The organism is Rhodoferax sp. SPJ21, from assembly GCF_058216335.1.
In genome coordinates, this window is the sequence record NZ_JBYZMO010000002.1 from 939,480 (window position 1) to 953,816 (window position 14,337).

Genomic DNA, 14,337 nt, shown 5'->3' on the forward strand with positions numbered 1-14,337 from the left:
TGCTGTCCTTTATGCTTGCAATCCCCGCGAAACACTATAGGAGAGCGCCATGACAACGGCTGCCGAGATCCAGTATCTCAACGAACACGGTTTGTATTCTTCCGGCAACGAGCATGACGCTTGCGGTCTGGGTTTTGTGGCTCATATCAAAGGCGAAAAGCGCCACGATATCGTCACCCAGGCGCTGAAGATACTGGAGAACATCGACCACCGAGGCGCCGTGGGCGCTGACAAGCTGATGGGCGACGGCGCGGGCATCTTGATCCAGATCCCCGACGCGCTGTACCGCGAAGAAATGGCCAAGCAGGGTGTGACCTTGCCCGCAGCGGGTGAGTACGGCGTCGGCATGATCTTCTTGCCAAAAGAACACGCCTCCCGCCAGGCCTGTATGCAGGAAATGGAACGTGCGATTACCGCCGAAGGCCAGGTGTTCCTGGGCTGGCGCGACGTGCCGGTCGATAAAGACATGCCCATGTCGCCCACCGTGCGCAAGACCGAGCCATTGCTCAAGCAGGTTTTCATTGGCCGCGGCGACGATGTCATCGTGCAAGACGCGCTGGAGCGCAAGCTGTACGTGATCCGCAAGACCGCCAGCGCCAATATTCAGAACCTGAAGCTCAAGCACAGCAAAGAGTATTACGTGCCCAGCATGTCCAGTCGCACGGTCATCTACAAGGGTCTGCTGCTGGCCGACCAGGTTGGCGTGTACTACAAGGATTTGTCTGACGAGCGTTGCATCTCGGCTATCGGCTTGGTGCACCAACGTTTCTCCACCAACACCTTCCCCGAGTGGCCGTTGGCTCACCCATACCGCTATGTGGCGCACAACGGTGAAATCAATACCGTCAAGGGCAACTACAACTGGATGAAGGCCCGCGAAGGCGTGATGGCCTCGCCCGTTCTGGCAGCCGACTTGGCCAAGCTGTACCCCATTAGCTTCGCCAACCAGTCCGACACGGCGACCTTCGACAACTGCCTGGAACTGCTGACCATGGCCGGCTATCCGATCAGCCAGGCCGTGATGATGATGATCCCTGAGCCCTGGGAGCAGCACACCAATATGGACGAGCGCCGCCGCGCTTTCTATGAATACCACGCCGCGATGATGGAGCCTTGGGACGGCCCGGCGTCCATCGTGTTTACCGACGGTCGCCAGATCGGCGCCACACTGGACCGCAACGGCCTGCGCCCCTCGCGCTATTGCGTCACCGACGACGACCTGGTCATCATGGCGTCGGAATCGGGCGTGCTGCCTGTGCCAGAGAACAAGATCGTCCGCAAATGGCGCTTGCAGCCCGGCAAGATGTTCATGATCGACCTAGAACAAGGCCGCATGATCGACGACGAAGAGCTCAAGGCCAACATCGTCAACACCAAGCCCTACAAGCAGTGGATCGATAACCTGCGCATCAAGCTGGACAACGTGCCTGCGGATGCGGCAGTTGCGCCCGTTAGCGCTACGTCCCTGTTGGACCGCCAGCAGGCCTTTGGCTACACCCAGGAAGACGTGAAGTTCCTGTTGTCGCCCATGGCCCAGGCCGGTGAAGAGGGTATTGGCTCTATGGGCAACGACAGCCCCTTGGCCGTGCTGAGCGATAAGAACAAGCCGCTGTACAACTACTTCCGCCAGATGTTCGCCCAGGTGACGAACCCGCCGATCGACCCGATCCGCGAAGCCATCGTCATGTCGCTGGTGTCCTTCATTGGGCCCAAACCCAACCTGCTGGACATCAACCAGGTCAACCCACCGATGCGCCTGGAAGTAGCCCAGCCCATCCTCGACTTCGAGGACATGGCCAAGCTGCGCGACATCGAACGCCACACCCACGGCAAATTCAAGAGCGCCACGCTCGACATCACCTACCCCGCGGCCTGGGGTCGCGAAGGTGTGGAAGCGAAGCTGGCCTCTCTGTGTGCCGAGGCGGTGGATGCCATCAAGAGCGGCAAGAACATCCTGATCGTCAGCGACCGCAACGTCAGCGCCACGCAGATCGCCATCCCTGCGCTGCTGGCCAGCAGCGCCATCCACCAGCATCTGGTGACCAACGGTCTGCGTACCACCACCGGCCTGGTGGTGGAAACCGGTACTGCCCGCGAAGTACACCACTTTGGCGTGCTGGCCGGTTACGGCGCAGAAGCCGTCCACCCCTATCTGGCGATGGAAACCCTTGCTGACCTGCACAAGGACCTGAGCGGCGCGCTGTCGCCTGAGAAAGCCATCTACAACTACGTCAAGGCTATCGGCAAGGGCTTGTCGAAGATCATGTCCAAGATGGGCGTGAGCACCTACATGAGCTACTGCGGCGCGCAGCTGTTCGAGGTGATTGGCTTGAACCAAGAGACCGTGTCCAAGTATTTCACCGGCACCTCCAGCCGGGTGGAAGGCATTGGCGTCTTCGAGATTGCCGAAGAAGCCCTGCGCATGCACAAGGCTGCATTCGGTGACGATCCCGTGCTGGCCACCATGCTGGATGCCGGAGGTGAATACGCCTGGCGCGTGCGCGGCGAAGAGCATATGTGGACGCCTGACGCCATTGCCAAGCTGCAGCACAGCACCCGTGCCAACAACTGGAACACCTATAAGGAATACGCTCAGCTGATCAACGACCAGAGCCGCCGCCACATGACGCTGCGCGGTCTGTTCGAGTTCAAGATCGATCCGGCCAAGGCGATTCCCGTGGAAGAAGTCGAAGCCGCCAAGGAGATCGTCAAGCGTTTCGCCACCGGCGCGATGTCCATGGGCTCGATTTCCACCGAGGCGCACACCACGCTGGCCGTGGCCATGAACCGCATCGGCGGCAAGAGCAACACCGGCGAAGGCGGCGAGGACTCCAACCGCTACCGCCAGGAGTTGAAGGGCATCCCGATCAAGCAAGGCCAGACGCTGCGCGAGATCATTGGCCCTGAAGTGGTGGAAACCACCAACTACCCGTTGCAAGACGGTGACTCGCTGCGTTCGCGCATCAAGCAGGTGGCGTCCGGCCGCTTCGGTGTCACCGCCGAATACCTGGTGTCTTCTGACCAGATCCAGATCAAGATGGCCCAGGGCGCCAAGCCAGGCGAGGGCGGTCAGCTGCCCGGCGGCAAGGTGTCCGAGTACATCGGCAAGCTGCGCCATTCCGTTCCAGGCGTGGGCCTGATTTCGCCCCCGCCGCACCACGACATCTATTCGATCGAAGATTTGGCCCAGCTGATCCACGACTTGAAGAACGTGGCACCGCACGCCAGCATCAGCACCAAGCTGGTGTCGGAAGTGGGCGTGGGCACCATCGCCGCAGGCGTGACCAAGTGCAAGAGTGACCACATCGTGATTGCCGGCCACGACGGCGGCACGGGCGCATCGCCCTGGTCGTCCATCAAGCATGCAGGCGGCCCGTGGGAAATCGGCCTGGCCGAAACCCAGCAGACCCTGGTGCTGAACCGTCTGCGCGGCCGTGTGCGCGTGCAGGCCGACGGCCAGATGAAGACCGGCCGCGATGTCGCCATCGGCGCGCTGCTGGGTGCAGATGAATTCGGCTTCGCCACCGCGCCGCTGGTGGTCGAGGGCTGCATCATGATGCGCAAATGCCATCTGAATACCTGCCCAGTGGGCGTGGCCACGCAAGACCCGGTCTTGCGCAAGAAATTCCAGGGCAAGCCCGAACATGTTGTGAACTTCTTCTTCTTCATCGCCGAAGAAGTGCGCCAAATCATGGCCCAGCTGGGCATCCGCAAGTTCGACGACCTGATCGGTCGCGCCGACCTGCTCGATACCCGCAAGGGCATCGCCCACTGGAAGGCCAGCGGCCTGGACTTCAACCGCCTGTTCGCCCAGGCTCCGGTGCCTGCCGATGTGCCGCGCTACCACGTGCAAAACCAAGAGCACGGCCTGGAGAAGTCGCTGGACAACGTGCTGATCGAAAAGGCCCAGCCCGCCATCCTGCGCGGCGAGAAGGTCAAGTTCATGGAAGTCGCGCGCAACGTCAACCGTTCGCTGGGTGCCATGCTGTCCGGCGCTCTGACCAAGGTGCACCCTGAGGGCTTGCCGGATGACACCATCCGCATCCAGCTCGAAGGCACGGGCGGCCAGTCTTTCGGCGCCTTCCTGGCCAGGGGCATCACGCTGTACCTGATTGGAGATGCCAACGACTACACCGGCAAGGGCTTGAGCGGCGGCCGCATCGTCGTGCGCCCCAGCATCGACTTCCGAGGCGTGGCCACGCAGAACACCATCGTGGGCAACACGGTGATGTACGGCGCCACCAGCGGCGAGTCCTTCTTCAGCGGCGTGGCTGGCGAGCGTTTCGCCGTGCGTCTGTCGGGCGCCACCACGGTGGTCGAAGGCACGGGCGACCATGGTTGTGAATACATGACCGGCGGTACCGCGCTGATTTTGGGCAAGACGGGCCGCAACTTTGCTGCCGGCATGAGCGGCGGCGTCGCCTACGTCTATGACGAAGATGGCCAGTTCGCCAAGCGCTGCAATATGGCTATGGTGTCGCTTGAAAAAGTGTTGCCATCCGGCGAACAGCAGGGCCTGGGCGTGGCCGACCAGTGGCACAACGGCCAGACGGATGAAGCCCAGCTGAAGAAGCTGCTGGAAGACCATAACCGCTGGACCGGCAGCAAGCGCGCCCGCGACCTGCTGGACAACTGGTCCGAAGCCCGCGGCAAGTTCGTCAAGGTGTTCCCGCTGGAATACCAGCGCGCCCTGGCGGAATTGCATGCAAAAAAAGTGGCTCTAGCGCAGGCTGCATCTGCGCAAGGTGCTACAAAAACTGAAGTGGTTCCTGCGAAGTAAGCGCAGCCATATCAAAGACGAACAGGATCTAATCATGGGAAAAGTCACGGGCTTCATGGAATACGGTCGGCTGGAAGAGGGCTACAAGCCACCGGCCGAGCGTCTGAAACACTACAAGGAATTCGTCGTCGGGCTCGACGAGTCGCAAGCCAAAATCCAGGGCGCGCGCTGCATGGACTGCGGCATTCCGTTCTGCAACAACGGCTGCCCAGTTAACAACATCATTCCGGACTTCAACGATCTGGTGTACCGCGGCGACTGGAAGAACGCCATCGAGGTGCTGCACAGCACCAACAACTTCCCCGAGTTCACGGGCCGCATCTGCCCCGCACCTTGCGAGGCAGCCTGCACGCTGAACGTGAGTGACCAGGCAGTGGGCATCAAGTCGATTGAGCACGCCATCATCGATCGCGCCTGGGACGAGGGTTGGGTCCAGCCCCGCGTGGCCAAGCACAAGACCGGCAAGAAGGTCGCGGTGGTCGGCTCCGGCCCCGCCGGCCTGGCAGCAGCCCAGCAGCTGGCGCGCGCCGGCCATGACGTGACTCTGTTCGAAAAGAACGACCGCGTCGGTGGCTTGCTGCGCTACGGTATTCCCGACTTCAAGATGGAGAAGAGCCACATCGACCGCCGCGTCGAGCAGATGACCGCCGAGGGCGTCACCTTCCGCACCGGCGTGCTGGTCGGCGCCGCCAAAGACCCGCTGGGCAAGGGTTCCAAGGTCACCAACTGGGCCAAGGAAACCATCAGCCCCGAGCAACTGCAAAAAGACTTTGACGCCGTAGTGCTGACCGGTGGTGCCGAGCAATCGCGCGACCTGCCCGTGCCCGGCCGCGACCTGGATGGCATCCATTTCGCAATGGAATTCCTGCCCCAGCAAAACAAGGTCAACGCGGGCGACAAGCTCAAGGGCCAGCTGCGTGCAGACGGCAAGAACGTCATCGTCATCGGCGGTGGCGACACCGGCTCCGACTGCGTGGGCACCAGCAACCGCCACGGCGCGGTCAGCGTGACCCAGTTCGAAGTCATGCCGCGTCCGCCGGAAGAAGAAAACCGCCCCATGACCTGGCCTTACTGGCCGATCAAGCTGCGCACCAGCTCCAGCCATGACGAAGGTTGCGAGCGCGAGTTCGCCATCTCTACCAAGGAATTCATTGGCGAAAAGGGCAAGGTCACCGGTCTGAAAACCGTGCGTGTGGAGTTCAAGGACGGCAAGCTGGTCGAGATTCCTGGTACCGAAGTCACGATGAAGGCCGATCTGGTGCTGCTGGCCATGGGCTTTGTCAGCCCTGTCGCAGGCATCCTGGATGCGTTCGGAATCGAGAAGGATGCGCGTGGCAATGCCAAGGCGCATACCGACTTTACCGGTGGCTATGCCACCAACGTGCCCAAGGTGTTTGCGGCAGGCGACATCCGCCGTGGCCAGAGCCTGGTGGTGTGGGCGATTCGCGAGGGGCGTCAGGCGGCCCGTGCTGTCGATGAGTTCCTGATGGGTTTCAGCGACCTGCCTCGTTAAAAGCCAGATGGAGTGCGGCCATTGGCTGCGCTCCATGAGGGCGCCAGGGTGTTGGGCTTTGCATACATACATACAAGTATGTATAGGTTTGCGAGGCGCTACAGGCCAAGCCCTAGGACAATCCCTTATCATGCAAAAGCCGGAAGCGTTCCGGCTTTTGCCTTTCTATGACCACAGCCACACCAGACAACCTCGTTGAAATACGCCAGCTTACCTTCGGGTACGGGGAGCGCCCGGTGCTGGACGGCATTACGCTGAGCATCCCGCGAGGCAAGGTGACGGCACTCATGGGTGCCTCTGGTGGCGGTAAAACGACCGTCCTGCGCCTGATTGGCGGCCAGATCAAGGCCCAGGCGGGCGAGTTGCTGTTGAACGGCAAGAACGTTGCCGCATTTGACCAGGCAGGTTGGTACGCAGCGCGGCGCCGCATGGGCGTGCTGTTCCAGTTCGGCGCGCTGTTTACCGATATGACCGTGTTTGACAACGTGGCCTTTCCGCTGCGCGAGCACACTGATCTGTCGGAAGCGTTGGTGCGCGACATCGTGCTGATGAAGCTCAACGCTGTAGGCCTGCGCGGCGCGCGCGATTTGATGCCCAGCGAGGTGTCGGGCGGTATGGCCCGCCGCGTCGCCCTGGCCCGCGCGATTGCGCTTGACCCGGATCTGGTGATGTACGACGAGCCCTTTGCCGGTCTGGACCCTATCTCTCTGGGTACCTCGGCCCGTTTGATCCGGGAACTCAACGACACCATGGGCCTGACCAGCGTCATCGTTTCGCACGATCTGGACGAAACCTTCCATATTGCCGACAAGGTGGTGGTTCTGGCTAACGGCAAGATCGTGGCCCAGGGCACGCCAGACGAGGTGCGGACCAGCACTGACCCTTTGGTACACCAATTTATCAATGCCTTGCCCGATGGCCCGGTGCGCTTCCATTACCCTGGTCCGACTGTGGAGCAGGATTTTGGCGCCGGATTGCCCACGGTGCCGCGTGCGGGAGGTCGGCCATGACCTGGTACAAGCCCTCGGACGTCGGTTTTGCCGTGCGCTCCAAATTGGCCGACATAGGCCACGGCACGCGTTTGTTTCTGCGCCTGCTGGCATCGCTGGGGCCGACCCTCAAGCGCTTTGGCCTGGTGCGTGACCAGATCCACTTTCTGGGTAATTATTCGCTGGCGCTGATCGGCGTGTCCGGCCTGTTCGTCGGCTTTGTGCTGGGCTTGCAGGGCTATTACACGCTGCAGCGCTATGGTTCTTCGGAGGCCCTAGGGCTGTTGGTGGCGCTGAGCCTGGTGCGCGAGCTGGGGCCGGTCATCACGGCTTTGCTGTTCGCCGGGCGCGCCGGTACTTCGCTGACGGCTGGCATCGGCCTTATGAAGGCGGGTGAGCAGCTGAGCGCCATGGAGCTGATGGCCGTGGACCCGGTGCAGCGCATCCTTGCGCCGCGTTTTTGGGCCGGCGTGATTACGCTGCCTTTGCTGGCTGCGCTGTTCAGCGCTGTAGGCGTTATCGGCGGCTGGATTGTGGGCGTGTTGATGATTGGCGTCGATTCCGGGGCTTTCTGGAGCCAGATGCAGGGTGGCGTAGACGTCTTCAAGGACGTTGGCAACGGTGTAATCAAAAGTGTGGTTTTTGGCTTCACCGTAAGCTTTGTCGCGCTGCTGCAAGGCTATGAGGCCCAGCCCACGCCCGAAGGCGTTTCGCGCGCGACCACGCGCACGGTGGTGGTGGCTTCGTTGGCGGTGCTTGCGTTGGACTTCCTGCTCACCGCCACCATGTTTTCTATTTAAGGCAGTTTTATGCAACGCTCGAAAAACGATGTGTGGGTTGGTTTTTTTGTGCTGCTGGGCGCGGCGGCCTTGCTGTTTCTGGCCCTACAGTCGGCCAATCTGCTGTCGCTGAATTTCCAGACCGGCTACACCGTGAGTGCCAAGTTCGACAATATCGGCGGGCTCAAGCCAAAGGCGGCAGTGAAGAGCGCGGGCGTCGTGGTCGGCCGGGTCGAGAGCATTACTTTTGATGACAAATCTTTCCAGGCCAAGGTCACGCTGTCCATGGATACGCGTTTCGCTTTTCCGAAAGACAGCTCGCTGAAAATTTTGACCAGCGGCTTGCTGGGTGAGCAATACATTGGCATAGAAGCCGGTGCCGAAGAAAAGACGCTGGCGGCTGGTGACACGATTTCCACGACGCAATCGGCCGTAGTGCTGGAAAACCTGATCAGCCAGTTTCTGTACAGCAAAGCAGCCGATGGCCCCTCCACGCCGGCTGCCGCCACGGCGCCCGCGACCAAAAAATAAAAATACACAAGCTTGCTTACTATGAAAAAAATAGCTAGATACGCACGATATACCTGCGCTGGAGGCCTATTGGCTCTGGTGTCTGCATGCGCCACAGGCCCGCAGGCCAATCCACGCGACCCGCTGGAGCCGATGAATCGCAAGATCTACGGCTTCAATGACGTCGTGGACAACGCGGTGTTCAAACCCGTGGCCACGGCCTACACCAAAGTAACGCCTGTGCTGGTGCGTACCGGAGTGACTAATTTCTTCTCCAACCTGGGCGAAGTCTGGAATACCGCTAACAACGCCTTGCAGGGCAAGGGCCAAAACGCGGTGGAGAGCTGGATGCGCTTCAGCATCAACACCGTGTTCGGCATAGGCGGTGTATTTGACCTGGCGACCGATATGGGCCTGGAGCGCCACAAGGAAGATTTCGGCCAGACCCTGGGTAGCTGGGGTGTGCCGTCTGGCCCTTATCTGGTGATCCCGTTGCTGGGCCCGTCCACCGTGCGTGATGCCGCCGCCTTGCCGGTGGACGCCCAGGGCAACCTGCTGAACGCCGTGCCGCACGCGGGTGACCACGACCGCCTGTATGGCTTGAGCCTGATCGATACACGGGCCAATCTGTTACGTGCCACCGCTACTCTGGAAGAGGCCGCGCTGGACAAATACACGTTCACCCGTGATTTCTACCTGCAGTTGCGCACCAACGAGGTGTATGACGGCAACCCGCCCGATCCTTCGACGGATGCGCCCAAATAGATGTTTTACCGGCTTGCTGTGTAAGCCTTGTGCAAATTGCACGCCGCTGCCGCCGTGTGGGTCAACCCATCGGTAGGCCGTTCCATTATTGAGATGCGGGCTTTTCCCGCTAAGAGAAAGTGTTTATGAACCGTCGTTCTTTGGGCCATTGGGCCGCTGGTGTGGTGTTGGCTGTGGCGTCTGCCACGTCTGTGCAGGTGTTTGCCGCCGATGAGGCGCCAGAAGCCCTGGTCAAGCGCATCTCCACCGATGTGCTGGACACCATCAAGGCGGACAAGAGCCTGCAGCAGGGCAACGTGAACAAGATCATGGGCCTGGTCGATACCAAGATCATGCCCAATGTGAACTTCCAGCGCATGACGGCCTCCGCAGTCGGCCCTGGCTGGCGCCAAGCCACGCCTGAGCAGCAAAAGCGCTTGCAGGATGAGTTCAAGACCTTGCTGGTGCGCACCTATTCCGGCGCCCTGGCCCAAGTCACTAGCGACCAGGAAATTAGCCTGAAGCCCTTCCGCGCGGCTGCGGACGACAAGGAAGTTGTCGTGCGTACCGAAGTCAAGGGCCATGGCGATCCCATCCAATTGGACTACCGTCTGGAAAAGACCCCGGGCGACGGCGCAGGCTGGAAGATCTTCAACCTGAACGTGCTGGGCGTCTGGCTGGTGGAAACCTACCGCAGCCAGTTTGCATCCGAGATCAACGCCAAGGGCATTGACGGTCTGATCACCACGCTGACCACGCGCAACCAGACCAACGCCAAAAAGGGCTGAACGTGTTGGTCTTGCCCGCTGAGTTGACCCACGCACAGGCGACCGCATCCCTGCACATGCTGCTGCAGGGCCTGCGTTCGCAGCCCGGTGCGGTGGTCGTGGACGCCACGGCGCTGACCAGCTTCGATTCGTCCGCCTTGGCCGTGCTGCTGGAATGCCGCCGCGAGAGCTTCAGCCTGGGCCGCTCGTTCGCGGTGCGAGGTTTGCCCCAGCGCCTGGCGGACCTTGCTGGCCTGTACGGTGTCGCGGGCTTGCTGCCGGCGGCTTAAACTGCTCCGCCGGTAGGAAAGCCCTGCTCCGACGGCGGCCGGGCCTAGCCGTTAAAATCACCGGCCCATGCCAGCCATCTCCTTCCAGCAGGTCTCGAAGACCTACGCCAGCCCACGCGGCGCTAAAACCCCTCCGCTCACAGCCCTCGACAGCGTCAGCTTCGACATTGCCCAGGGGGAGTTTTTTGGCCTTCTCGGCCCGAATGGCGCGGGCAAGACCACGCTGATCAGCATCCTGGCCGGCCTGAACCGAGCCACCAGCGGTAAGGTGCTGGTGCACGGCCACGACGTGGTCAGTGACTACGCCAACGCGCGTCGCCAATTGGGCGTGGTGCCGCAAGAGCTGGTGTTTGACCCCTTTTTCAATGTGCGCGAGGCACTGCGCATCCAGTCCGGCTACTTCGGCGTGAAGAACAACGACGCCTGGATTGACGAACTGCTGGAAAGCCTGGGCCTGGCCGACAAGGCGAACTCAAACATGCGCCAGCTTTCCGGCGGCATGAAGCGCCGGGTGCTGGTCGCACAGGCGCTGGTGCACAAGCCACCGGTGATCGTGCTGGATGAGCCCACCGCCGGTGTGGATGTGGAACTGCGCCAGACCCTGTGGCAGTTCATCGCCAAGCTCAACAAGCAAGGCCACACGGTGCTGCTGACCACCCATTACTTGGAAGAGGCTGAAGCCCTGTGCTCGCGCATCGCCATGCTCAAACAGGGCAGGGTGGTGGCGCTGGACCGCACCAGCGAGCTGCTGAAAAACGCTTCCAGCAATGTGCTGCGCTTCAAAGTCGATAGCGAACTGCCCAGCGCCCTGGCGCAGCAGGCCCGGATTACGGGCCGCATCGTACAGTTCCCCGCGCACAACGCGGCCGAGATTGAGCGCTACCTGGCGGCGGTCCGTGAGGCCGGCTTGGTTGCCGAAGATGTCGAAATTCGCAAGGCCGATCTCGAAGATGTGTTCCTTGACGTGATGACCAACGGCTATACGGCTACTGAGGCAACAGCATGACCGGCTGGCAAACCCTTTTATACAAAGAATCGCTGCGCTTCTGGAAGGTGGCCTTCCAGACCGTGGGCGCGCCGGTGCTGACCGCCGTGCTGTATCTGCTGATCTTCGGCCATGTGCTGGAAGGCAAGGCCATGGTCTACGGCAGCATCAACTACACCGCCTTTCTGGTGCCCGGCTTGGTGATGATGAGCGTGCTGCAAAACGCTTTTGCCAACAGCTCGTCCTCGCTGATCCAGAGCAAGATCATGGGCAGCCTGGTGTTTGTGCTGCTCACCCCGATATCGCACTGGGGCTGGTTCTGGGCCTATACCGGCTCGGCCGTGGCGCGCGGCCTGCTGGTCGGTACCGGCGTATTTGCGGTGACCGCCATCTTCACTGGCTCCAGCTTTGTGGCTCCCTTGTGGATCATCGTGTTCGCGGTGCTGGGCGCGGCCTTGCTGGGTACGCTGGGCATCATCGCCGGCCTGTGGGCCGAGAAGTTCGACCAGATGGCGGCGTTCCAGAACTTCGTCATCATGCCCATGACCTTCTTGAGCGGCGTGTTCTATTCCATCCACTCGCTGCCGCCGTTCTGGCAGACCGTCAGCCACCTGAACCCGTTCTTCTACATGATCGACGGCTTCCGCTACGGCTTTTTTGGCGTGAGCGATGTGTCGCCCTGGCTGAGCCTGGGCATCGTCGGCACGGCCTTGCTGGTGGTCAGCGCCATCACCGTGAACCTGCTGCGCATCGGCTACAAGATCCGCGGCTAATACAAAAACACTCCCATGACAGCAGAAGAACTACAAAACCTCATCGCATTGCACCTGCCCTGCGAGCACATCACACTGGAAGGCGATGGCCGCCACTGGTATGCCACCATTGTCTCGGCCGAGTTCGAAGGCCGCCGCGCCATCCAGCGCCACCAGCGGGTCTACGCCACGCTGGGTGCCAAGATGCATACCGACGAAGTGCATGCCTTGTCGATGAAAACCTACACCCCGGCAGAGTGGGCCGCTTTGCCCCGCTAACCCTATTCCGATTGCATTTCCATGGACAAACTTCTTATACGCGGTGGCCGTAGCCTGCAAGGCCAGGTCCGCATCTCTGGCGCCAAGAACGCCGCGTTGCCCGAGCTGTGCGCAGCCTTGCTGACGGCTGACCCTGTCACCCTGACCAATGTGCCGCGCCTGCAGGACGTGGCCACCATGCTCACGCTGATCCGCAACATGGGCGTGACCGCAGAGCGCTCTGAAGACGGAACGGTGAGCATCAATGCCGGCGCCTTGTCGTCGCCCGAAGCGCCCTATGAGCTGGTGAAAACCATGCGCGCTTCGGTGCTGGCACTGGGCCCGCTGCTGGCGCGCTTTGGCGAAGCCACGGTGTCGCTGCCCGGCGGCTGCGCCATCGGCTCGCGTCCGGTGGACCAGCACATCAAGGGTCTGCAGGCCATGGGCGCCGAGATCGTGGTCGAGCATGGCTACATGATCGCCAAGCTGCCCAAGGGCTGGACCCGCCTCAAGGGCTGCCACATCACCACCGACATGGTGACGGTTACCGGTACCGAGAACTTCCTGATGGCCGCAGCCCTGGCCGAAGGCGAGACCATTCTGGAAAACGCCGCGCAAGAACCTGAAATCTCCGATCTGGCTGAGATGCTGATCAAGATGGGCGCGAAGATCGAAGGCCACGGCACGCACCGCATCCGCATCCAGGGCGTTGACAAGCTCCACGGCTGCAACCACCAGGTGGTGGCGGATCGCATCGAAACCGGCACCTTCCTGTGCGCCGTGGCGGCCACCGGTGGCAACGTGTTGCTGCAGCACGGCCGTGCCGACCACCTGGACGCCGTGATCGACAAGCTGCGTGCGGCCGGGGTGACGGTGGAGCCCGAAGTGGACGGTATCCGCGTGCACTCTGCCGGCCCGGCCCACACGCATCTGAAGGCGCAGAGCTTCCGCACCACCGAATACCCCGGTTTCCCTACCGACATGCAAGCCCAGTTCATGACCTTGAATTGCGTGTCCCAGGGCCCGAGCAAGGTCACCGAGACGATTTTTGAAAACCGCTTCATGCACGTCAACGAGTTGGTGCGCCTGGGCGCGCACATCCAGATCGACGGCAAGGTGGCCGTGACCGAAGGCGTGGCCAAGCTGTCCGGTGCCACCGTGATGGCCACCGACCTGCGCGCGTCCGCCAGCCTGGTGATCGCCGGCCTGGTGGCCGAGGGCGAAACCATGGTGGACCGCATCTACCACCTGGACCGCGGCTACGACCAGATGGAAGCCAAGCTGCGCGGCATTGGCGCAGATATCGAGCGAGTGAAAGCATGATTACCTTAGCCCTCTCCAAAGGCCGCATCTTTGACGACACGCTGCCGCTGCTGCGTGCCGCCAACATCGAGGTGCTGGACAACCCAGACACCTCGCGCAAGCTGATTCTGGACACCAACCAGCCCGGCATGCGGGTGGTGCTGGTGCGCGCCTCCGACGTGCCCACCTATGTGGAAAACGGCGGTGCCGACTTGGGCATTACCGGCAAGGACACGCTGATTGAACACGGTGGCTCTGGGCTCTACCAGCCGCTGGACCTGCAGATCGCCAAGTGCCGCATCAGCGTGGCGGTGCGCAACGACTTTGATTACGAACGCGCTGTGAAGCAGGGTTCGCGGCTGCGGGTTGCTACCAAATATGTAGCCATCGCACGCGAATTCTTCGCCGCCAAAGGCGTGCACGTGGACCTGATCAAGCTCTACGGCAGCATGGAATTGGCGCCGCTGACCGGCTTGGCCGACGCCATCGTGGATTTGGTGTCCACCGGCAATACCTTGAAGGCCAACCACCTGAAAGAGGTGGAGCGCATCATGGACATCAGCTCGCGCTTGGTGGTCAACCAGGCCGCGCTCAAACTCAAGCAGGCCCCTATCCGCGCATTGATCGACGCCTTCGCGGCGGCGGTTGCCGAACGTTCTACCTCCTGA

At 61.6% G+C, this 14,337-nt stretch carries 13 protein-coding genes; all 13 read left to right on the forward strand.

The window, feature by feature from the left end; genetic code table 11:
* The first annotated feature begins 49 nt into the window (after window positions 1-49).
* Window positions 50-4,780 (forward strand): glutamate synthase-related protein, encoded by a 4,731-nt coding sequence (locus tag AC4BBN_RS12215; RefSeq protein ID WP_490592250.1) that lies wholly within the window; start codon window positions 50-52, stop codon window positions 4,778-4,780.
* Window positions 4,781-4,814: 34 nt separating this feature from the next.
* A complete protein-coding gene (locus AC4BBN_RS12220; RefSeq protein ID WP_490592251.1) occupies window positions 4,815-6,293 on the forward strand; it encodes a glutamate synthase subunit beta in 1,479 nt (492 codons plus the stop codon).
* Window positions 6,294-6,460: 167 nt separating this feature from the next.
* The gene (locus AC4BBN_RS12225) at window positions 6,461-7,303 is read left to right on the forward strand and encodes an ABC transporter ATP-binding protein (protein WP_490592252.1); all 843 of its coding nucleotides are present in this window, start codon (window positions 6,461-6,463) and stop codon (window positions 7,301-7,303) included.
* Complete coding sequence (gene mlaE / locus AC4BBN_RS12230) at window positions 7,300-8,082, forward strand: lipid asymmetry maintenance ABC transporter permease subunit MlaE (RefSeq protein ID WP_490592253.1); 783 nt, start codon at window positions 7,300-7,302, stop codon at window positions 8,080-8,082. The genes AC4BBN_RS12225 and mlaE overlap by 4 nt, the downstream gene beginning before the upstream one ends.
* A 9-nt stretch (window positions 8,083-8,091) precedes the next feature.
* Entirely contained in the window at window positions 8,092-8,592 is a 501-nt protein-coding gene (gene mlaD / locus AC4BBN_RS12235; RefSeq protein ID WP_490592254.1) for an outer membrane lipid asymmetry maintenance protein MlaD, read from the forward strand.
* A gap of 21 nt (window positions 8,593-8,613) precedes the next feature.
* Entirely contained in the window at window positions 8,614-9,336 is a 723-nt protein-coding gene (locus tag AC4BBN_RS12240; RefSeq protein ID WP_490592255.1) for an MlaA family lipoprotein, read from the forward strand.
* A 125-nt stretch (window positions 9,337-9,461) separates the two neighbouring features.
* The gene (locus AC4BBN_RS12245) at window positions 9,462-10,103 is read left to right on the forward strand and encodes an MlaC/ttg2D family ABC transporter substrate-binding protein (protein ID WP_490592256.1); all 642 of its coding nucleotides are present in this window, start codon (window positions 9,462-9,464) and stop codon (window positions 10,101-10,103) included.
* 2 nt (window positions 10,104-10,105) lie between these two features.
* Window positions 10,106-10,372 (forward strand): STAS domain-containing protein, encoded by a 267-nt coding sequence (locus AC4BBN_RS12250; protein ID WP_490592257.1) that lies wholly within the window; start codon window positions 10,106-10,108, stop codon window positions 10,370-10,372.
* A gap of 67 nt (window positions 10,373-10,439) precedes the next feature.
* On the forward strand, window positions 10,440-11,378 hold the full coding sequence (locus AC4BBN_RS12255; protein WP_490592258.1) for an ABC transporter ATP-binding protein: 939 nt from the start codon (window positions 10,440-10,442) through the stop codon (window positions 11,376-11,378).
* Window positions 11,375-12,130: an ABC transporter permease gene (locus AC4BBN_RS12260; protein WP_490592259.1), complete on the forward strand. Its 756-nt coding sequence runs from the start codon at window positions 11,375-11,377 to the stop codon at window positions 12,128-12,130. Before AC4BBN_RS12255 ends, AC4BBN_RS12260 begins: the two co-directional genes overlap by 4 nt.
* Before the next feature lie 15 nt (window positions 12,131-12,145).
* Window positions 12,146-12,388, forward strand: coding sequence for a BolA family protein (locus AC4BBN_RS12265; protein WP_490592260.1), 243 nt, complete (start codon window positions 12,146-12,148; stop codon window positions 12,386-12,388).
* A gap of 21 nt (window positions 12,389-12,409) precedes the next feature.
* Window positions 12,410-13,690 carry a UDP-N-acetylglucosamine 1-carboxyvinyltransferase gene (gene murA, locus AC4BBN_RS12270; protein WP_490592261.1) on the forward strand — a complete coding sequence of 427 codons (1,281 nt, stop codon included), beginning with the start codon at window positions 12,410-12,412 and terminating at the stop codon, window positions 13,688-13,690.
* The gene (gene hisG / locus AC4BBN_RS12275) at window positions 13,687-14,337 is read left to right on the forward strand and encodes an ATP phosphoribosyltransferase (protein ID WP_490592262.1); all 651 of its coding nucleotides are present in this window, start codon (window positions 13,687-13,689) and stop codon (window positions 14,335-14,337) included. The genes murA and hisG overlap by 4 nt, the downstream gene beginning before the upstream one ends.

Bases quoted from the DNA above. Each gene is read 5' to 3' on its own strand.
- mlaD (WP_490592254.1), top strand. From the start codon at position 8,092: ATGCAACGCTCGAAAAACGATGTGTGGGTTGGTTTTTTTGTGCTGCTG.
- murA (WP_490592261.1), top strand. From the start codon at position 12,410: ATGGACAAACTTCTTATACGCGGTGGCCGTAGCCTGCAAGGCCAGGTC.
- AC4BBN_RS12260 (WP_490592259.1), top strand. From the start codon at position 11,375: ATGACCGGCTGGCAAACCCTTTTATACAAAGAATCGCTGCGCTTCTGG.
- AC4BBN_RS12265 (WP_490592260.1), top strand. From the start codon at position 12,146: ATGACAGCAGAAGAACTACAAAACCTCATCGCATTGCACCTGCCCTGC.
- AC4BBN_RS12245 (WP_490592256.1), top strand. From the start codon at position 9,462: ATGAACCGTCGTTCTTTGGGCCATTGGGCCGCTGGTGTGGTGTTGGCT.
- AC4BBN_RS12240 (WP_490592255.1), top strand. From the start codon at position 8,614: ATGAAAAAAATAGCTAGATACGCACGATATACCTGCGCTGGAGGCCTA.
- AC4BBN_RS12215 (WP_490592250.1), top strand. From the start codon at position 50: ATGACAACGGCTGCCGAGATCCAGTATCTCAACGAACACGGTTTGTAT.
- AC4BBN_RS12255 (WP_490592258.1), top strand. From the start codon at position 10,440: ATGCCAGCCATCTCCTTCCAGCAGGTCTCGAAGACCTACGCCAGCCCA.
- mlaE (WP_490592253.1), top strand. From the start codon at position 7,300: ATGACCTGGTACAAGCCCTCGGACGTCGGTTTTGCCGTGCGCTCCAAA.
- hisG (WP_490592262.1), top strand. From the start codon at position 13,687: ATGATTACCTTAGCCCTCTCCAAAGGCCGCATCTTTGACGACACGCTG.
- AC4BBN_RS12225 (WP_490592252.1), top strand. From the start codon at position 6,461: ATGACCACAGCCACACCAGACAACCTCGTTGAAATACGCCAGCTTACC.
- AC4BBN_RS12220 (WP_490592251.1), top strand. From the start codon at position 4,815: ATGGGAAAAGTCACGGGCTTCATGGAATACGGTCGGCTGGAAGAGGGC.